This window comes from Salipiger bermudensis (assembly GCF_020171625.1).
Classification (GTDB): domain Bacteria; phylum Pseudomonadota; class Alphaproteobacteria; order Rhodobacterales; family Rhodobacteraceae; genus Salipiger; species Salipiger bermudensis_B.
In genome coordinates this window covers 24,959-43,523 of sequence record NZ_JAIUZY010000013.1, presented here as the reverse complement: position 1 = coordinate 43,523, position 18,565 = coordinate 24,959, and the positions used below count along the sequence as shown (strand labels likewise).

The window sequence follows — 18,565 nt, the reverse complement described above, 5'->3', positions numbered from 1 at the left end:
TGCTGTCGGGGGCCTGCCACCGCAGACCCCCCGCAGGGTCAGTTCATCGAGCACTCGTCGACATAGGCCGAGGAGCGGTCCTCGAGCGCGGTGGCGACGATCTTGTTGGTGTAGACCTCGCCCTCCTTGATCACCTCGCGGATGTAGATGTCCTGGATCGGGTGCTGGTTGGTGTCGAAGCTGAACTCACCGCGCACGCTGTCGAAATCCGCCGCCTTCAGCGCCGCGCGGAACGCCTCTGCGTCGGAGGGCTCTGCCACGTCGAGCGCCGAGAGCAGCAGGTTGGCGGTGTCGTAGCCATAGGCGGCGTAAAGCGACGGCAGGCGGTCGTACTTTTCCTCGAAGCCCGACACGAAGGCGGCGTTGGCCGCGTTGTCGAGATCCTTGGACCAGTTGGAGCCGTTCTTCACGCCCATCGCGGCCTCGCCCACCGCCTGCAGGATGGCCTGATCGAAGGAGAAGGCCGGACCCATCACCGGCAGATCGACACCGCTGTCGGCATATTGCTTGAGGAACGAAATCCCCATGCCGCCGGGCAGGAAGAAGAAGATGCTGTCGGCGCCCGAGGCACGGATCTGCGCGATCTCGGCGGCGTAGTCGGTCTGTCCGAGCTTGGTATAGACCTCGCCCGCCAGTTCACCGCCATAGAAGCGCTTGAAGCCGTTCAGGCTGTCCTGCCCCGCCGGGTAGTTGGGCGCCATGATGAAGGGCTTGGTATAGCCTTCGGACTTGGCATAGGCACCTGCCGCCTCGTGCAGGTTGTCGTTCTGGTAGGAGACCGCGAAATAGTTCTGATGACAGCCACGCCCGGCCAGCTGCGCCGGCGCCGCGTTGGTCGAGAGATAGAACTTGCCCTGCGCCGTCGCCGCCGGCACCACCGCCATGGCGAGGTTCGACCAGACAATGCCGGTGAGGATGTCGACCTTCTCGGACTGGATCATCTTGTCGGCCAGCTGCACCGCCACGTTGGGCTTGCGCTGGTCATCCTCGATGATCACCTCGACATCGTCGCGGCCTGCGGCCTCCATCGCCAGCATGAAGCCATCGCGCGTGTCGATGCCGAGGCTGGCGCCGCCGCCAGACAGCGTGGTGATCATGCCAATCTTGACCTCGGCCTGCGCGCTGGCGGCCATCGCAACGAGGCTCGCCGCTGCGAGAAGCGTTTTCATGGACATTGCGGAACTCCCTGTTCTCTTCCCTTATCCCCTGCCGGATCTTGCGCCCGGCGTTGTGCGAAAGGGTGACCGGAAAAGCCGGGGATGTCCATGCGCGAGCGCCCTGCGCCGTGCAAGCGGTGCCGCTTTCCATGACCAAGCGGGTCACAGGGGGTCGACAGGAGTAAAGTCAGGCTGCGCGGGCGCTCTCGGGCGCGTCAGCTCCGAGGTTGGAAGCAGAGCTTCGGGGCCTCGCCGGCGGGGCCGTCTGTCGTCGCGCCGCAATGGATGCAGCGCCACTGGCTGGTGTCGCCCTTCCGGTACTCGCGCCAGCGGCATTGCCGGCGGTCGCGGTTCTTCATGTTGAAGACCAGCAGAATGACGAATGCGATAACGAGGCCGACAGCAAAGATCACCGCGGGCCTCGTTCGGGAAGATCAGAAACCATGAGGAAAACCTAGCTCTGCCGTCCTGGCAGGCCAGCCCTCAGGCGGCCTGATAATAGGCGCAGGTGCCAAGCTCTTCATCGGCGACGCGGTCGGCATCGTGCACGAGAACCGGCTCGGGCTGGTAATAGGCATAGGCCTGCTCGAGGATGGCGAGGGCCTCGGCGGCGTCGATCTGCTGTTGGGTCTGGTCTTGCATCGGGTTGGCCTTTCGGTGTCGTATCCGTCTTTCCCCCCTCACGGGCGCAAGATAGCCCTTGCTGCAGCGCAGCACATCCCCGATTGCTGCAAGTGCGAAATGCGCTGACTGCATGTTTCCCTTAGGTCCGCACTGTGTTCGCACGCGCCAAAGGCGCTACGGTTGCATCGTGCCCCCGAATCCCCACAGGGAACGCCGGATGGTCGCCGCGTGGCCGACACTGCCACCGCGCCCTCCCCCACACAGAGCCAAGGAAAGGACGAGCCTCATGCGCGTGTCGATCGACGTTCAGATGCACTACAGTTTCACCGCCCCCAACACCGTGGCGCTGGTGCTCGAGGCAGCGCGGACCGAGGGCCAGACGATCCTGAGCGAACACATGGATCTTGGCGATGCCGAGCTGCATCGCATCGCGGGCGATTGCGCTGTCGGCCAGCGCATCTGGGCACGCATTCCGGGGCAGGAGATGCGGCTGAGCTACCGATCCGAGGTCGAGATCACCCGCCCTGCGCCCGCGCTCGAGGGGCTGAAGGCGCTGCCGCTGCATCTCATCCCGGCCGAATCCGCGCCCTATCTCAGGCCCTCGCGCTACTGCCAGTCCGACAAGTTCGTGGCCTTCGTCAGCAAGCGCTTCGGGCATCTCGACGGCGGACGGAAGGTGGCGGCGATCCGCGACTGGATCGAGGCCGAGTTGTCCTACGTCCCGGGCAGCTCGGATTCCGACACCAACGTGCTCGAAACCTTCGCTGGGCGCGAGGGCGTGTGCCGCGACTACGTGCACCTGTTCTGCGCCATGGTGCGTGCGGCGCAGATCCCGGCGCGGGCCGTCGCCGCCTACGGCCCCGATGTGACACCACAGGACTTTCACGCCGTGGGGCAGGTCTGGCTCGAGGATGGCTGGCACCTCGTCGATCCCACCGGCATGTGCAGCGCGGACAGCCTCGCCGTGGTGGCCGTCGGGCGCGACGCCTATGACATCGCGTTCATGGAGTCGCAGGCCCCCGCGACACTGCTCTCGCAAAGCGTCTCGGTCATCCGCGCATAACTCCCCAGTAACGGAAAACGCCGCTCCCCCAGGGGAACGGCGTTACTGTCAGGCGATCAAACTGCGATCAGACGTGCCGGTTCAGCAGCATCTTCTTGATCTCGGCGATGGATTTCGCCGGGTTCAGACCCTTCGGGCAGGTCTTGGTGCAGTTCATGATGGTGTGGCAGCGATAGAGCTTGAACGGGTCCTCGAGCTGATCGAGACGCTCGCCGGTGGCTTCGTCGCGGCTGTCGATGATCCAGCGGTAGGCGTGCAGCAGCGCCGCCGGTCCGAGGTAACGGTCGGAGTTCCACCAGTAGCTCGGGCAGGCTGTCGAGCACGAGGCGCACATCACGCACTCATACAGACCGTCCAGCTTCTTGCGGTCCTCGATGGACTGCTTCCACTCCTTCTCGGGACGGTTGGTCTTGGTCTCGAGCCACGGCATGATCGAGGCGTGCTGGGCATAGAAGTGGGTCAGGTCCGGGATCAGGTCCTTGACCACCGGCATGTGCGGCAGCGGGTAGATCTTCACGTCGCCGCTGATCTCGTCGAGACCGTAGATACAGGCCAGCGTGTTGATCCCGTCGATGTTCATCGCGCACGAACCGCAGATGCCTTCACGGCAGGAGCGGCGGAAGGTCAGGGTCGGGTCGACCTCGTTCTTGATCTTGATGAGCGCGTCCAGAACCATCGGGCCGCACTTGTCCATGTCGAGATGATAGGTGTCGACGCGGGGGTTCTCACCGGTGTCGGGATCCCAGCGGTAGATCTTGAACGCGCGCACGTTCGTCGCGCCATCCGGTTTCGGCCAGGTCTTGCCGGTACGGATGCGGGAATTCTTCGGAAGCGTGAACTGAACCATGGCGAGCCTCTGCTTTCCTTTCGGTGAGTCTATGGGTTGGCAAGGTCCGGCCCGGACGATGTCCCGGACCATACAGAATTTCGGGTCGGCGCGAAACGCACCGACGGTAACATGCCGTTGTCCGCGGCACGCCCGGTCGTCACGCCCTCGCCCCCGACAGGACCGCGGCAAGGCCCGTGGTCCTCAGGCAGGTGATGGTCTCGGGCTTCTGCACCACGTCGGCAACGATCTGGATCGAGCTTTCGGTCGGGCCGCCGATGGTGTCGGCTGCAAGCGCGTAGATCTGCGTTGCGTTGGCGTTGTCGATGACGCAATCGAGCACCGGCTCGACCGCGGCGCCGGGGAAGCGGTCCACCACGATCTTGGTGACGGTCGAGCGCGCCGCACCGCGTGCAATCGCATCCTGGCTCTGGGTCGAGCAGGCGGCGAGCAGCAGGGTGAGGATCAAGGTCTTGCGCAAGTCGGATCTCCTAGAACAGCACGCGGTCGATGAGATTGTCGCTCATGCATTCGCGCGTGCCCCGGGTGAAGAGAATGTCGGTCACGATGTCATCGCTCAGCTCGGGCTGGCCGAGAGCCGAGTTCTGCGCCAGCGCCTGAAGTTGCCCCTGGGTGGCATAGCTCAGAGCGCAGGCCACCGCCGTGTCGGTCGGCACGCCCGGCGCCTTGCGGGCCAGAATCGGCGCCATCGCCGTCGCCGCCACGTCGAGCGTGAGGTCGTCGCCTGGGGGCGAGATCACGCTGCAGCCAGCCGCCGCCCCCAGCACGAGGACCGAGAGCCCGGCGCGAAGCGCAACCGCCATCCGCGCCGGAGAGGTCTTGCCGTTGCCCCGCACGACGCCGGCAGGCGCCGCCACTGGGGCGGCGCGATCCGGACACGAGACGGAGGCCAGGGCGCGCATCAGAACGTGCGGGCCTTCGGCGCGATCTTGGCGAGGCTGATGCCGCCTTCCCCTTCCTGCGTCAGCGGATCCACGATCACCGGGCGCTGCGACAGGGTGACCTTGGTGTCGTCGACACGGCTGATCGTGTGGACGCGCCAGTTCTCGTCGTCGCGCTCGGGATAGTCCTCGTGGGCGTGCGCCCCTCGGCTTTCCTTGCGCGCCTCGGCGCCCACGATCGTGGCGAGCGCGTTGGGCATCAGGTTGGTCAGCTCGAGGGACTCCATGAGGTCCGAGTTCCACACTAGCGAGCGGTCCGAGACCTTGATGTCGCCCATCTTGCCGGCGATCGCGGTCATCTTCTCGACGCCCTCCTTGAGGGTCTTGTCGGTGCGGAACACTGCCGCGTCTTCCTGCATGGTGCGCTGCATCTCGAGACGCAGCTCGGCGGTCGGCGTGCCGCCCTCGGCGTAGCGCATCGCGTCGAACCGGTCGAAGGCCTTGTCCACCGACGGCTGGTTCGGCGTGTGGATCGGCGCGGCGCGGTCGACCACCTCGCCGGCGCGGATCGCGGCGGCGCGGCCGAAGACCACGAGGTCGATCAGCGAGTTGGAGCCCAGACGGTTGGCCCCGTGCACCGAGGCACAGCCCGCCTCGCCCACGGCCATCAGGCCCGGCACGACGGCGTTGGGGTTCTCGGAGGTCGGGTTCAGCACCTCGCCCCAGTAGTTTGTCGGGATGCCGCCCATATTGTAGTGCACCGTCGGCAGCACCGGGATCGGCTCTTTGGTGACGTCGACGCCGGCAAAGATCTTCGCCGATTCCGAGATGCCGGGCAGACGCTCGGCCAGCGCTTCGGCCGGCAGGTGCGACAGGTTCAGGTGGATGTGATCCCCATGCTCGCCTACACCGCGGCCTTCGCGGATCTCCATGGTCATCGAGCGCGAGACGTAGTCCCGCGGCGCGAGGTCCTTGTAGGTGGGGGCATAGCGCTCCATGAAGCGCTCGCCTTCCGAGTTGGTCAGGTAGCCGCCTTCGCCGCGGGCCCCTTCGGTGATCAGGCAGCCCGAGCCGTAGATGCCGGTCGGGTGGAACTGCACGAACTCCATGTCCTGCAGCGCGAGGCCGGCACGGGCCACCATGCCGCCGCCGTCGCCGGTGCAGGTGTGCGCCGAGGTGGCCGAGAAATAGGCCCGGCCATAGCCGCCGGTGGCGAGCACGACCATCTTGGCGTTGAACACGTGGAACGTGCCGTCGTCGAGCTTCCAGCAGACCACGCCCTGGCAGACGCCGTCGTCGCTCATGATGAGGTCGATGGCGAAATACTCGATGTAGAACTCTGCGTTGTTCTTCAGCGACTGGCCATAAAGCGTGTGCAGGATGGCGTGGCCGGTGCGGTCGGCGGCGGCGCAGGTGCGCTGCACCGGCGGGCCTTCCCCGAACTCGGTGGTGTGGCCGCCGAACGGGCGCTGGTAGATCTTGCCTTCCTCGGTACGCGAGAACGGCACGCCGTAATGCTCGAGTTCGTAGACCGCGGCGGGGGCGGACCGCGCAAGGTACTCCATCGCGTCTGTGTCGCCGAGCCAGTCCGAGCCCTTGACGGTGTCGTACATGTGCCACTGCCAGTTGTCGGGGCCCATGTTGGACAGCGACGCGGCGATGCCGCCCTGTGCGGCGACGGTGTGCGAGCGGGTCGGGAACACCTTGGTCACGCAGGCGGTGCGCAGACCCTGTTCCGCCATGCCGAGCGTGGCGCGCAGACCGGCGCCCCCGGCCCCGACGACCACGACGTCATAGTTGTGCGTCTCGTATTCGTATGCAGCCATTTTTCTGGTCTTCCTGTCTCAGAGCGCGATCTTGACGAGCGCGAAGATCCCGCAGGCGATCATCAGGTAGCCAAAGGCGTTGAAGGCCATGACGAGCAGCTTGCGGGGGGTGCCGCCGACGTAATCCTCGAGCATCGTCTGCGCGCCCTTCTGGAAGTGGACCATGCCCACGATCAGCACCAGCGCGGTGAGGATGGCCGGGAACGGGCGCGACATGGTGGCGAGTGCGGCGTCGTAGCCGGAGCCCAGCGCGCGGCCGAAGACGATCAGCCAGACGGGCAGCATGAAGGCCAGCGCAACGGAGCTGACGATCATGAACCAGTGATGCTCGGCGCCCGCATGGGCAGAGCCCTTGCCTACGGCGCGCTTGCGGTCGGTCAGGTAACGCATCGGTCGTGCCTCCCTCAGATCCAGTAAATGATAACGGTGAGGACGGTCAGGACAACCGATCCGTAAACGCAGCCCCAGCCGAGCTTTTCGGCGGTCTCGAGCTCCAGTCCCTTGCCGGCGTCGAAGACGAGGTGACGCAGGCCGCCGAGGTAGTGATACCAGACCGCCCAGAGCGATCCGAACATCACCAGATTGCCGACCCACGAGGTGATCCACCACTCGGCGGTTTCGAAGGCTTCCGGCCCTGCGGCGAGCGCAAGCAGCCACCAGACCACGAGAAGCGTCGCCACCATCAGGGCGTTGCCGGTGATCCGGATCATCACCGAGGTCACCGCGGTGAGCTGCAAGCGATAGTACTTGACGAACATGAAGGGGGAGAGCGGGCGCTCGATCCGTTTAGCTTCGGCCATGGCTAGTCCTTTCGGTTCCCTTGTGAGGGCGTTCTAACGGGTTTTTCGCATCTCTGTCACCAGAGTGCACGTCCTGCAGTCACGTTTTTTGACCGCTTTGGCGGAAAATACACGTGATCTGTGATCACAGCCGAAAAAGTGTGATCACAGATCACACGCTAACATTCAACAGGCGGGCACGGCGCCATCCGCTTGATTCTGCGGGGACAGGAAACTTGGCACTCAACCCCGCGCGCCGGGACGCCCAGCCGGCTCGGCACGAGCGCCGAGTTGGTGGACCTTAGATCGCGATATAGGCCGGACACCAGTTCGCTCAACCGGCGTTCCGCGCTTCGGAACCGGAGGACGTCAGGCCCCCTGACGCCCGGCAAATCATGCGCATCGCATCGACCCTGCGGCAAAGGGGCAGTGGTCAGGGTCTGACCTCTCGGCACTGCCTGCCCCTCCTCCGTCAACACGCGTTTCATAGAGAGGAAACCGACCGGAAGCCAATAGGTTGGCCCCTGTCCGCAGCTTATTTCGGTATCAAGGCCCAGTAGTCGAGATCGAGCAGCACGTCGGGCCTGTACTTGCCATCCTCGCCGCGCAGCGCGAACGGTGCGCCGCCCTTCGTGGCCACCAGCCGAAGCCGGATCGCCCCGACGCCCGGCGCCGGCGTGTCGGCCTTGTCGAGCACCTCGGACCACGCCTTTACGGTATCGCCCGAGAAGCACGGGTTGGCATGGGCGCCACCGTTGAGGCCCGCGATCATCTGCGCGTTGGCCAGCCCGTTGAAGCTTAGCGCGCGGGCCATCGAGATCACGTGGCCGCCGTAGATCAGCCGCTGGCCGTCGGGGCGGAAGGTGGCGTCGAAATGCACCTTGGCGGTGTTCTGCCACAGGCGCGTCGCCATCATGTGCTCGGCTTCCTCGATGGTGACGCCATCGACATGGTCGATGGTCTCGCCGATCTCGTAGTCGCCCCAGCGATGCGGCTCGCCCGCGAGCGTGAAATCGTAGCCCTCGAAGCTCAGACCGTCGGGGATCACCAGATCCTCGGGCGCCAGCACCTTCTTCAGCTCCGGCAGCACCGTTTCGGGCGCAGGAGCGTCGAGGTCGTTCTTGCGCACCATCACCCAGCGGCAATACTCCAGCACGCTCTCGCCGCGCTGGTTGGTTCCGGTGGTGCGCACATAGACCACCCCGGTCTTGCCGTTGGAGTTCTGCTTGAGCCCGATCACCTCCGAGGACGCGCGCAGCGTGTCCCCGGCATAGACCGGCTTCAGCCAGCGCCCCTCGGCATAGCCGAGATTGGCCACCGCATTCAGGGAGACGTCCGGCACGGTCTTGCCGAACACCACGTGAAACGCCGCCAGATCGTCGATCGGCGCGGCGGGAAGCCCGCAGGCCTGCGCGAAGGTATCCGACGAATAAAGCGCGTGCCGCGCCGGGTAGAGCGCGTGATAGAGCGCCCGCTCACCGCCCGAGACGGTGCGCGGCACCGCGTGCTCGATCACCTGACCGATTCTGTAATGCTCGAAGAACCGCCCCGGATCGGTCTTGGCCATCAGTGCTCTCCCAGCTTGGTGTCGGGGGTGTAGGTGCCCTCGACCTCCTTGGTCACCGCCTGCCCGCAGCGCATCACGCCGTTGGCCGCGTCAAACGCGTAGGTCGGATCACCATGGAGCTCCCAGCCCTTGTTCAGCGCCGCGGTGACCTTGTGACAGAAGGTCGAGGTGTCGTCCTCGGAGAGAAAGCGATAGAGTTTCATGTGTGTCCCCAGTTCATGAGCCGAAGGCCGGATAGCCGAGCCAGGTGTGGATGAAGCCGATCACGACGAGCAGGACCAGGCTGATCGCGAGGAACATCGCGTCCTTGGCGATGCTGCCCTTCGCGGGCGGGGTCCAGTTGGGTTCGGCGCGGTTGATCACCGCCATCTCGACGATGGCCCAGAGGCCCAGCCCGCCGAACAGCACGAAGGACGGCACGTCGCCGTTCACCAGCAGGTGCGCGACGGTCCAGAGCAGGAAGCCCGTCAGCATCGGGTGGCGCATCCGGTAGAGCAGCGCGCCCTTCTTGGGGCCGGGCGACGTCAGGTAGAGTGCGAACAGCATCAGCAGGTTGTTGATGCCGACGGTGGCCGGGTGACGCCCCCAGAAAAACGCGCCGTGGGGCACATCGGCCATGCGGTAGCCAAAGATCATCAGCAGGATCGAGGCAACGAGCGCCAGCGCGACAAGGCCCTTGCCCTTGTCGCCCATGGCGGCGCGGCGCGCCGGGGCCAGCCGCTTGAACAGGTGGGCGCCCCACCAGAGTGCAACGCCGAGAATGAGCAGGACCATGGGTGTCTCCTTTGGCCGGGTCTCTTTGGCGGCACCCTGCGATCATTCTGCCATGGCGGCAATGGCTTCTGCCTTCGCGAGCACACTCTGTGCCGTCGCGACATGCAGGTTCTCCACGATCTTGCCGTCCACCACCGCCACGCCCTGCCCCTGCTTTTCGGCCTCCTCGAAGGCCTCGATCTGTCGGCGGGCCAGCTCGACCTCGGCCTCGGTCGGCGCAAAGGCGGCGTTGGTCACGGCAACCTGCGCCGGGTGGATCAGCGTCTTGCCGTCGAAGCCCATGTCGCGGCCCTGATCGCATTCCAACTTCAGCCCGTCGTCATCCTTGAAGGCATTATAGACGCCATCGACGATGACGCAGCCGGTGGCCTTGGCCGCCAGCAGGCACATGCCGAGCGCGCTCTGCATCGCGAGCCGGTCCGGCCGGAAGCGCGCGTTCAGTTCCTTGGCAAGGTCGTTGGTGCCCATCACCATGCCAGAGAGCTGCGCGTGCGCGCCGATGGCAGCGGCGTTGAGGATGCCGCGCGGGGTCTCCATCATCGCCCAGAGCGGCTTGTCGGTGAGCTTGGCCAGCGCGTCGAGCTGCTCGGGGCTCTCGACCTTGGGCAGCAGCACCGCGTCGCAGTCCATGTCGTTCGCCGCCGCCGCATCCTCGCGCCCCCATTGGGTTTCGAGGCCGTTGATGCGCACGATCCGGGTGCGCTTGCCATAGCCGCCCTGAGCCAGTGCCTGAGCCAGCGTCGCGCGCGCGGCTGCCTTCTCGCCGGGCGACACCGCGTCCTCGAGATCGAAGATGATGGCGTCGACGGCGAGCGAGCGGGCCTTGTCGAGCGCGCGCTCCTTGGAACCGGGGATATACAGCACCGAACGGTAGGGGCGCATCGTGAGGTCCATGGGACTGCTCCTCCAAGAAGAAATAAAGTTGCGTGAAATTGGCCAGAAAATTGCAAAACGTGCAAGGCCCTTTGCGCCGCAATGCAGAAAAAGGCGGAACGCGCGTGATCCGGCGTGGCCTGCAACGCTCACGCGTCGTGTCATTAACCTTTCCTAGAGCAATGCCCGTCAGCCTGATTTGCAAGGTGGCGAGCGCCGGCGGGGGCGCCATCGGGCCTTGGAGGGACAGCATCCGCATCGCGCGGCCGGGCCGGCGGTGCCGCATCCGAAAGGGGCAAGCCGATGAATGTGAAGAACGCGAAAGCAGGGATGGCCATGCTGGCCTTGGGGGTCATGCTCGTGCCGCAGGTGCTTGAGGCCAGAAGCCCGGCCTGCGCGCCGCGCGATGCCGTGCTGCAAAAGCTCGCCGACAAGTACGGCGAAACCCGGCAAAGCATCGGCCTCAACGGCAACGACGCACTGGTCGAGGTGTTTGCCTCGGACGAGACCGGCAGCTGGACGATCACCGTCACCTCCGTCGCGGGGATGACCTGCCTGATCGCGAGCGGCCAGGCCTTCGAGACGCTGGCAGAACCGCTGCCCTCGAGCGACACCGATGCGTGATCGGCACGGCTCCCGCGGCGGCAGGCGGCAGAATCGTTCAAATTGCGTGCATCCGCGGCACTGCGCCGGTCGCCTGCGCGCCCTCCCCCTGAAAACCCGCGCTCCGCGCAGTTTGCCGGTGCCGCGCTAACCCTTCGATTTTCCTGTCTTTAGCGCCACCAATCGCCCGCCTGCGCCGCCGCGCGCGCCCGATGCTGCCGTGCAGCACCCTTGCGTGTGGCCGGTCAAACCCTTACGCAAACGTCGGAATTCACAAATGGAGCGGAGACAGATCCATGGCCAGACCCAAGATCGCCCTGATCGGCGCGGGACAGATCGGCGGCACCCTCGCCCACCTCGCAGCCCTCAAGGAACTGGGTGACGTCGTTCTCTTCGACATCGCCGAAGGCACCCCCGAGGGCAAGGCGCTCGACATCGCCGAGTCGGGCCCCTCGGAAGGCTTCGACGCCACGCTGAAGGGCACGCAGGACTACGCCGACATCGCCGGCGCCGACGTCTGCATCGTGACCGCCGGCGTGCCGCGCAAGCCGGGCATGAGCCGCGACGACCTGCTGGGCATCAACCTCAAGGTCATGAAGTCGGTCGGTGAAGGCATCCGCGACAACGCGCCTGACGCCTTCGTCATCTGCATCACCAACCCGCTCGACGCGATGGTGTGGGCGCTGCAGAAGTTCTCGGGCCTGCCCGCGAACAAGGTCTGCGGCATGGCCGGCGTGCTCGACAGCGCGCGCTTCCGCCACTTCCTCGCGTCCGAGTTCAACGTGTCGATGAAGGACGTGACCGCCTTCGTGCTCGGCGGCCACGGCGACACCATGGTGCCCTGCGTCCGTTACTCCACCGTGGCCGGTGTGCCCCTGCCCGACCTCGTCGACATGGGCTGGACCACGCAGGACAAGCTCGACGCGATCGTCCAGCGCACCCGTGACGGCGGCGCCGAGATCGTCGGCCTGCTGAAAACCGGCTCGGCCTTCTACGCGCCCGCCACCAGCGCCATCGAGATGGCGGAAGCCTACCTCAAGGACCAGAAGCGCGTCCTGCCCTGCGCCGCCTATTGCGACGGCGACCTCGGCGTGAAGGACATGTATGTGGGCGTGCCCACCGTGATCGGCGCCGGCGGCATCGAGAAGATCATGAACATCAAGCTCAACAAGGACGAGCAGGAGATGTTCGACACCTCGGTCAACGCCGTGAAGGGCCTGGTCGAGGCCTGCAAGGGCATCGACAGCTCGCTCGCCTGATCTGAGCGCGAACGACGAAAGGGGCCCTCGCGGGGCCCCTTTTTCTTTCGGGGGTCGCCGATCCCCGGAGCATTCGAGCGGAGCGCTTGGCTTGGCCTCCGCCGCGACAAGGCCAACGCATGTCGATGATGAAGTCATTGCCGCGCGAGGCCGGAAAGCCCCCCTCTTTAGCTCCCCCATCACGCAATCGCCCGCGCCGCTACCTAGGCGCTGCGCTGCCGACCGCGACCAGCGGCCCTCGATCGGCGTCATCACGCGTGCGGCGGGGACGGGTGATTCACCCAAACAAGCGAGAACCTGCCGGTCTGCGCTAACATCGCAGGCAATCCGCCACCGAGTGTGATCACAGGCCCAAAACGTGTGATCACAAAGGCCAGAAAATGCTCGCAATTGGAGGGGTCGGGCAATATTTCGATTAACGAGCGCCGTTATGCATGGCTATACCGGCAGGGAAATCGCAGCAAGACGGGAAGATTCTTTCATGAACATCCATGAATATCAGGCGAAGGCGCTTCTGCGCGACTATGGCTGCCCGGTCTCAGACGGCCGTGTCGTGCTGTCGGCCAACGACGCCAAAGCCGCCGCGGGCGAGCTCGACGGCCCCCTCTGGGTCGTCAAGGCGCAGATCCACGCAGGTGGCCGCGGCAAGGGGTCGTTCAAGGAGCAGGACGCCGGCGAAAAGGGCGGTGTCCGCCTCGCCAAGTCGGTTGAGGAAGCCGCCGATGAAGCTGGCCGGATGCTCGGCCACACGCTGGTGACCCACCAGACCGGCCCGGCGGGCAAGCAGGTCAACCGCATCTACATCGAGGACGGCTCGGACATCACCTCCGAATTCTACCTCGCGCTTCTGGTCGACCGCGTCACCTCGCGCGTCTCGATCGTGTGCTCGACCGAAGGCGGCATGGACATCGAGGAGGTCGCCGCGTCGACCCCCGAGAAGATCCTCTCCTTCTCGATCGATCCGGCCGTCGGCTACCAGGGCTTCCACGGTCGCCGCGTCGCCTTCGCCCTCGGGCTCGAAGGCAAGGCGGTTCGCCAGTGCTCCAACCTGCTCGGCAATCTCTACCGCATGTTCACCGAGAAGGACATGGAGATGCTGGAGATCAACCCGCTGATCCTGACCACCGAGGGTGAGATCAAGTGCCTCGACTGCAAGGCTGGCTTCGACTCCAACGCGCTCTACCGTCACCCCGACATCGTCGGCCTGCGTGACGAGACCGAGGAAGACCCCAAGGAACTGGCTGCCTCGCACCACGACCTGAACTACATCGCGCTCGACGGCGAGATCGGCTGCATGGTCAACGGCGCAGGCCTTGCCATGGCGACCATGGACATCATCAAGCTCTACGGCGGCGAGCCGGCCAACTTCCTCGACGTGGGTGGCGGCGCGACCAAGGAGAAGGTGACCGAAGCGTTCAAGATCATCACCTCTGACCACAACGTCAAAGGCATCCTCGTGAACATCTTCGGCGGCATCATGCGCTGCGACGTCATCGCCGAGGGCGTGATCGCCGCGGTGAAAGAGGTTGGCCTGCAGGTTCCGCTGGTGGTGCGCCTTGAGGGCACCAACGTGGATCTCGGCAAGAAGATCATCAACGAGTCCGGTCTCGACGTGATCGCCGCCGACAACCTGTCCGACGGTGCCGAGAAGATCGTGAAGGCGGTCAAGGGCTGAAGCTGATGCGGTCGATGCAGCATATCGCGCTTTTCGCGGAACACTCCGCGGGCCTGGCGGGTTGCCTCCCGAAAGGAGACACCCGTCATGTCGCTCAAGCTGCCCGGCCGCACCAATCTGCCCTCTCTGTCCCACAAGGCGCTTCCCGCCAGTCGCGACCGGCTGATGCCGGTGGCCTACGCCGGCGGCCTGCTGGCAGTCGGCGCGGTGCTGCTGATTGCCAAGCCCCGCTTCGGGCAGGTTCCGCCGCCCAATCGCATGGGCGACGGACCGCGTCGCAGCCGTCTGCGCCGTATCGCGCAGCGCGGTCGGGACGGGATTCAGACCTTCGCGCCCACCAACGTGACGGATTCGCTCGGCCGCTCGCTGATCCTCGGGGGCATCGCGCTCCTGCTAGCGCGGGTGCTGGACGAGGTCGCGGGGCGCGACGGGCAGTAACGCCTTATTTTCTCACGTCTGAGCATTCCGGACAGTGCGCGCCTCTGGGCTGCGCGCTGTCTTGTCGTGTCATCGGCCCGCATCTCGCGGCGCCGTCTCAAAACATGCGCCGCGCAGTCGCGGCCCAATAAGGAGAACGCCACCAATGGCAGTCCTCGTCGACGAAAACACCAAAGTCATCTGTCAGGGCTTCACCGGCTCGCAGGGCACCTTCCACTCCGAGCAGGCCATCGCCTACGGCACCAAGATGGTCGGCGGCGTGACCCCCGGCAAGGGCGGTCAGGAGCACCTCGGCCTGCCGGTCTTCAACTCGGTCCACGAAGCCGTGCATAAGACCGAGGCGAACGCCTCGGTGATCTACGTGCCGCCGCCCTTCGCCGCCGACTCCATCCTCGAGGCGATCGACGCCGAGATCGAGCTGATCATCTGCATCACCGAAGGCATCCCGGTGCTCGACATGATGAAGGTGAAGCGCGCCCTGATCGACAGCAGGTCGCGCCTGATCGGCCCGAACTGCCCCGGTGTCATCACCCCCGACGCTTGCAAGATCGGCATCATGCCGGGCCACATCCACAAGCGTGGCAAGGTCGGCGTCGTGTCGCGCTCGGGCACCCTCACCTATGAAGCGGTCAAGCAGACTTCCGATCTGGGCCTCGGCCAGTCCACCGCCGTGGGCATCGGCGGCGACCCGATCAAAGGCACCGAGCACATCGACGTGCTGGACATGTTCCTCGACGATCCGGAAACCGAATCCATCATCATGATCGGTGAGATCGGTGGCTCGGCAGAAGAAGAAGCCGCCGAGTTCCTCAAGGAGCAGAAGAAGAAAGGCCGCTGGAAGCCGACCGCAGGCTTCATCGCCGGCCGCACCGCCCCTCCGGGCCGCCGCATGGGCCACGCCGGCGCCATCGTCGCCGGTGGCAAGGGCGACGCCGAGTCCAAGATCGAGGCCATGAAGTCGGCCGGCATCGTGGTCGCGGACAGCCCCGCCACCCTCGGCGAAGCCGTCGTCAAGGCGATGGAAGCCTGAGGAAATATCTTCGCCCCGGGCTTGCGTCCGGGGCGACCGGCACAAATGTCGGTCTTCAGTATCGCACGGTCCGGGCCCTGCCCGGGACGCGCCATTGAAAAGCCAAGCAGATTGGCTGAGCATCACGACAGGCGCCGGGCGGTCCGGCCTCTTTCCTGCTGCTACAGCGATCGGTCAGAAAGGAAGACGCGCGATGACGGATCAGAGTCCCAACGACCAGTTCCACGCCTCCAGCTTCATGCAGGGCGCGAACGCGGAGTACCTCGAACAGATGTACGCCCGCTACGCCAACGACCCCAACGCGGTGGATGCCGCCTGGGCGGAGTTCTTCAGCGCCCTGGGCGATGACGATTCCAGCGTGAAGGCCGAGGCACAGGGCGCCTCTTGGCACCGGGCCGACTGGCCGCCGACCCCGGATGACGACATCACCGCCGCGCTGACCGGCGAATGGCCGATGCCGATGGCCCCGGCCGAAGCCAAGGGCGCCGGCAAGAAGATCTCCGACAAGGCCGCCGAGAAGGGCGTCAGCCTGACCGATGATCAGGTCAAGCGCGCCGTGCTCGACTCGATCCGCGCGCTGATGATCATCCGCGCCCACCGCATCCGCGGCCACCTTGCCGCCGATCTCGACCCGCTGGGCCTGCATGGCAAGGAGCCGCACCCCGAGCTCGACCCCAAGGCCTACGGCTTCACCGATGCCGACATGGACCGGCCGATCTTCATCGACAACGTGCTGGGCCTGCAGATCGCGTCGATGCGCGAGATCATGGGCGTGCTCAAGCGCACCTATTGCGGCACCTTCGCGCTGCAGTACATGCACATCTCCGACCCCGAGCAGTCCTCCTGGCTCAAGGAGCGCATCGAGGGCTACGGCAAGGAAGTGAAGTTCACCCGTGAAGGGCGCCGCGCCATCCTCAACAAGATGGTCGAGGCGGAGGGCTTTGAGAAGTTCCTGCACGTCAAGTACATGGGCACCAAGCGCTTCGGCCTCGACGGCGGCGAAAGCCTGATCCCGGCGATGGAGCAGATCATCAAGCGCGGCGGCAACCTCGGCATCAAGGAAGTCGTGGTGGGGATGCCCCACCGTGGCCGCCTGTCGGTGCTCGCCAACGTGATGAACAAGCCCTACCGCGCGATCTTCAACGAGTTCCAGGGCGGCAGCTTCAAGCCTGAGGATGTCGACGGTTCCGGCGACGTGAAATACCACCTCGGCGCCTCCTCGGACCGCGAGTTCGACGGCAACGAGGTGCACCTGTCGCTGACCGCCAACCCCTCGCACCTCGAGGCGGTGAACCCGGTGGTTCTGGGCAAGGTCCGCGCCAAGCAGGACCAGCTCGGCGATGTCGAGCGCACGCAGGTCCTGCCGGTGCTGCTGCACGGCGACGCGGCCTTCGCCGGCCAGGGCGTTGTGGCCGAGTGCTTTGCCCTCTCGGGTCTGCGCGGTCACCGCACCGGCGGCACCATCCACATCGTGGTGAACAACCAGATCGGCTTCACCACCGCGCCGCACTTCTCGCGCTCCTCGCCCTACCCCACCGACAACGCTCTGGTGGTCGAGGCGCCGATCTTCCACGTCAACGGTGACGATCCCGAGGCCGTGGTGCACGCCGCCAAGGTGGCCACCGAGTTCCGCCAGAAGTTCGGCAAGGACGTGGTCATCGACATGTTCTGCTACCGCCGGTTCGGTCACAACGAGGGCGACGAGCCCATGTTCACCAACCCGGTGATGTACAAGCAGATCAAGAAGCAGAAGACGACGCTGACGCTCTACACCGAGCGGCTGGTCAAGGACGGCCTGATCCCCGAGGGCGAGATCGAGGACATGAAGGCCGCCTTCCAGGCCCATCTCAACGAGGAGTTCGAGGTCGGCAAGACCTTCAAGCCGAACAAGGCCGACTGGCTCGATGGCCGCTGGTCGCACCTCGACAAGCAGAAAGAGGGCAACTACCAGCGCGGCGAGACCGCCATCAAGCCCGAGACCATGGAAGAGATCGGCAAGGGCCTGACCACGGTTCCCGAGGGCTTCCCGCTGCACAAGACCGTGGGTCGCTTCCTCGAGCAGCGCAAGAAGATGTTCGAGGCCGGCGAAGGCTTCGACTGGGCGACCGCCGAGAGCATGGCCTTCGGCTCGCTGCTCACCGAAGGCTACCCGGTGCGCCTGTCCGGTCAGGACAGCACCCGCGGCACCTTCTCGCAGCGCCACTCCGGCCTGATCAACCAGGACGACGAAGAGCGGTACTACCCGCTCAACAACATCCGCGAGGGCCAGGCCCGCTACGAGGTGATCGACAGCGCCCTGTCGGAATACGCGGTCTGCGGTTTCGAGTACGGCTACTCGCTGGCCGAGCCCAACTCGCTGGTGCTCTGGGAAGCGCAGTTCGGCGATTTCGCCAACGGCGCCCAGATCATGTTCGACCAGTTCGTGAGCTCGGGTGAATCCAAGTGGCTGCGCATGTCGGGCCTCGTCTGCCTGCTGCCGCACGGCTACGAGGGCCAGGGCCCCGAGCACAGCTCGGCCCGCCTCGAGCGCTTCCTGCAGATGTGCGGTCAGGACAACTGGATCGTCGCCAACTGCTCGACCCCGGCGAACTACTTCCACATCCTGCGTCGCCAGCTGCACCGCAGCTACCGCAAGCCGCTGATCATGATGACGCCGAAATCGCTTCTGCGTCACAAGCTGGCGGTCTCCAACGCCGAGGATTTCGTCACCGGATCGAGCTTCCACCGCGTGCTCTGGGACGATGCCGAGAAGGGCCATTCGGAAACCACCCTGAAGCCAGATGCCGAGATCAAGCGCGTCGTGATGTGCTCGGGCAAGGTCTATTACGACCTGCTCGAAGAGCGCGACGCCCGCGGCCTCGACGATGTCTACATCCTGCGCATCGAGCAGTTCTATCCCTTCCCGGCGCTCAGCCTCGTGAAGGAACTGGAGCGCTTCAAGGGCGCCGAGATGATCTGGTGTCAGGAAGAGCCCAAGAACCAGGGCGCGTGGACCTTCATCGAGCCCAACATCGAATGGGTGCTGGGCCGCATCGACGCCACCCACAAGCGGCCGGTCTATGTGGGCCGCGCCACCTCGGCCTCGCCCGCCACGGGTCTGGCCAGCCAGCACAAGGCACAACAAGAAGCGCTCGTGAACGAGGCGCTGACCATCGAAGGGAATTGAGAC

General features: G+C 65.5%; 20 protein-coding genes. 7 read left to right on the top strand and 13 right to left on the bottom strand.

Annotation, left to right across the window (positions count from 1 at the left end; all coding sequences use genetic code 11):
* Nucleotides 1-38: 38 nt before the first annotated feature.
* The 3 genes from LCM15_RS18715 to LCM15_RS18705 form a co-directional block, all read right to left on the bottom strand.
* Entirely contained in the window at nt 39-1,175 is a 1,137-nt protein-coding gene (locus tag LCM15_RS18715) for an ABC transporter substrate-binding protein (RefSeq protein WP_224859118.1), read from the bottom strand.
* 197 nt (nt 1,176-1,372) lie between these two features.
* Nucleotides 1,373-1,570 carry a hypothetical protein gene (locus LCM15_RS18710; RefSeq protein WP_224859117.1) on the bottom strand — a complete coding sequence of 66 codons (198 nt, stop codon included), beginning with the start codon at nt 1,568-1,570 and terminating at the stop codon, nt 1,373-1,375.
* 70 nt (nt 1,571-1,640) lie between these two features.
* The gene (locus LCM15_RS18705; RefSeq protein WP_224859115.1) at nt 1,641-1,799 is read right to left on the bottom strand and encodes a hypothetical protein; all 159 of its coding nucleotides are present in this window, start codon (nt 1,797-1,799) and stop codon (nt 1,641-1,643) included.
* A gap of 268 nt (nt 1,800-2,067) precedes the next feature.
* Between LCM15_RS18705 and LCM15_RS18700 the strand changes: the two genes are divergently transcribed.
* Complete coding sequence (locus tag LCM15_RS18700) at nt 2,068-2,844, top strand: transglutaminase-like domain-containing protein (protein ID WP_224859113.1); 777 nt, start codon at nt 2,068-2,070, stop codon at nt 2,842-2,844.
* 67 nt (nt 2,845-2,911) lie between these two features.
* Here the strand turns inward: LCM15_RS18700 and LCM15_RS18695 are convergent, their stop codons facing one another.
* From LCM15_RS18695 to LCM15_RS18650, 10 genes are all read right to left on the bottom strand, one after another.
* A complete protein-coding gene (locus LCM15_RS18695) occupies nt 2,912-3,691 on the bottom strand; it encodes a succinate dehydrogenase iron-sulfur subunit (RefSeq protein ID WP_224859111.1) in 780 nt (259 codons plus the stop codon).
* A 139-nt stretch (nt 3,692-3,830) separates the two neighbouring features.
* The gene (locus LCM15_RS18690; protein WP_224859109.1) at nt 3,831-4,151 is read right to left on the bottom strand and encodes a hypothetical protein; all 321 of its coding nucleotides are present in this window, start codon (nt 4,149-4,151) and stop codon (nt 3,831-3,833) included.
* Between the two features lie 10 nt (nt 4,152-4,161).
* Entirely contained in the window at nt 4,162-4,548 is a 387-nt protein-coding gene (locus LCM15_RS18685; RefSeq protein WP_224859107.1) for a hypothetical protein, read from the bottom strand.
* A gap of 44 nt (nt 4,549-4,592) precedes the next feature.
* Nucleotides 4,593-6,398, bottom strand: coding sequence for a succinate dehydrogenase flavoprotein subunit (sdhA, locus tag LCM15_RS18680; protein ID WP_224859105.1), 1,806 nt, complete (start codon nt 6,396-6,398; stop codon nt 4,593-4,595).
* 18 nt (nt 6,399-6,416) lie between these two features.
* A complete protein-coding gene (sdhD, locus tag LCM15_RS18675; protein ID WP_224859103.1) occupies nt 6,417-6,788 on the bottom strand; it encodes a succinate dehydrogenase, hydrophobic membrane anchor protein in 372 nt (123 codons plus the stop codon).
* A 14-nt stretch (nt 6,789-6,802) separates the two neighbouring features.
* Nucleotides 6,803-7,198: a succinate dehydrogenase, cytochrome b556 subunit gene (gene sdhC, locus LCM15_RS18670; RefSeq protein ID WP_224859101.1), complete on the bottom strand. Its 396-nt coding sequence runs from the start codon at nt 7,196-7,198 to the stop codon at nt 6,803-6,805.
* 514 nt (nt 7,199-7,712) lie between these two features.
* Nucleotides 7,713-8,744 (bottom strand): MaoC family dehydratase, encoded by a 1,032-nt coding sequence (locus LCM15_RS18665; protein WP_224859099.1) that lies wholly within the window; start codon nt 8,742-8,744, stop codon nt 7,713-7,715.
* Nucleotides 8,744-8,947 (bottom strand): DUF1737 domain-containing protein, encoded by a 204-nt coding sequence (locus tag LCM15_RS18660; protein WP_224859097.1) that lies wholly within the window; start codon nt 8,945-8,947, stop codon nt 8,744-8,746. Before LCM15_RS18660 ends, LCM15_RS18665 begins: the two co-directional genes overlap by 1 nt.
* A gap of 13 nt (nt 8,948-8,960) precedes the next feature.
* Nucleotides 8,961-9,518, bottom strand: a complete 558-nt coding sequence (locus LCM15_RS18655) for an NnrU family protein (protein WP_224859095.1) — start codon at nt 9,516-9,518, stop codon at nt 8,961-8,963.
* 42 nt (nt 9,519-9,560) lie between these two features.
* Nucleotides 9,561-10,412 (bottom strand): HpcH/HpaI aldolase/citrate lyase family protein, encoded by an 852-nt coding sequence (locus LCM15_RS18650; RefSeq protein ID WP_224859093.1) that lies wholly within the window; start codon nt 10,410-10,412, stop codon nt 9,561-9,563.
* Nucleotides 10,413-10,694: 282 nt separating this feature from the next.
* Here LCM15_RS18650 and LCM15_RS18645 point away from each other — a divergent pair, with 282 nt between their 5' ends.
* The 6 genes from LCM15_RS18645 to LCM15_RS18620 all read left to right on the top strand — a co-directional run bounded on the left by LCM15_RS18645 (nt 10,695) and on the right by LCM15_RS18620 (nt 18,562).
* Entirely contained in the window at nt 10,695-11,015 is a 321-nt protein-coding gene (locus LCM15_RS18645) for a hypothetical protein (RefSeq protein ID WP_412103303.1), read from the top strand.
* Between the two features lie 275 nt (nt 11,016-11,290).
* Nucleotides 11,291-12,253, top strand: a complete 963-nt coding sequence (mdh, locus tag LCM15_RS18640) for a malate dehydrogenase (protein ID WP_224859091.1) — start codon at nt 11,291-11,293, stop codon at nt 12,251-12,253.
* Between the two features lie 481 nt (nt 12,254-12,734).
* Nucleotides 12,735-13,928, top strand: a complete 1,194-nt coding sequence (gene sucC / locus LCM15_RS18635; RefSeq protein WP_224859089.1) for an ADP-forming succinate--CoA ligase subunit beta — start codon at nt 12,735-12,737, stop codon at nt 13,926-13,928.
* 87 nt (nt 13,929-14,015) lie between these two features.
* Nucleotides 14,016-14,366, top strand: a complete 351-nt coding sequence (locus LCM15_RS18630) for a hypothetical protein (protein ID WP_224859087.1) — start codon at nt 14,016-14,018, stop codon at nt 14,364-14,366.
* Nucleotides 14,367-14,511: 145 nt separating this feature from the next.
* Complete coding sequence (gene sucD / locus LCM15_RS18625) at nt 14,512-15,396, top strand: succinate--CoA ligase subunit alpha (protein ID WP_224859085.1); 885 nt, start codon at nt 14,512-14,514, stop codon at nt 15,394-15,396.
* A 193-nt stretch (nt 15,397-15,589) separates the two neighbouring features.
* Complete coding sequence (locus tag LCM15_RS18620) at nt 15,590-18,562, top strand: 2-oxoglutarate dehydrogenase E1 component (RefSeq protein WP_224859083.1); 2,973 nt, start codon at nt 15,590-15,592, stop codon at nt 18,560-18,562.
* Nucleotides 18,563-18,565 lie beyond the last annotated feature (3 nt).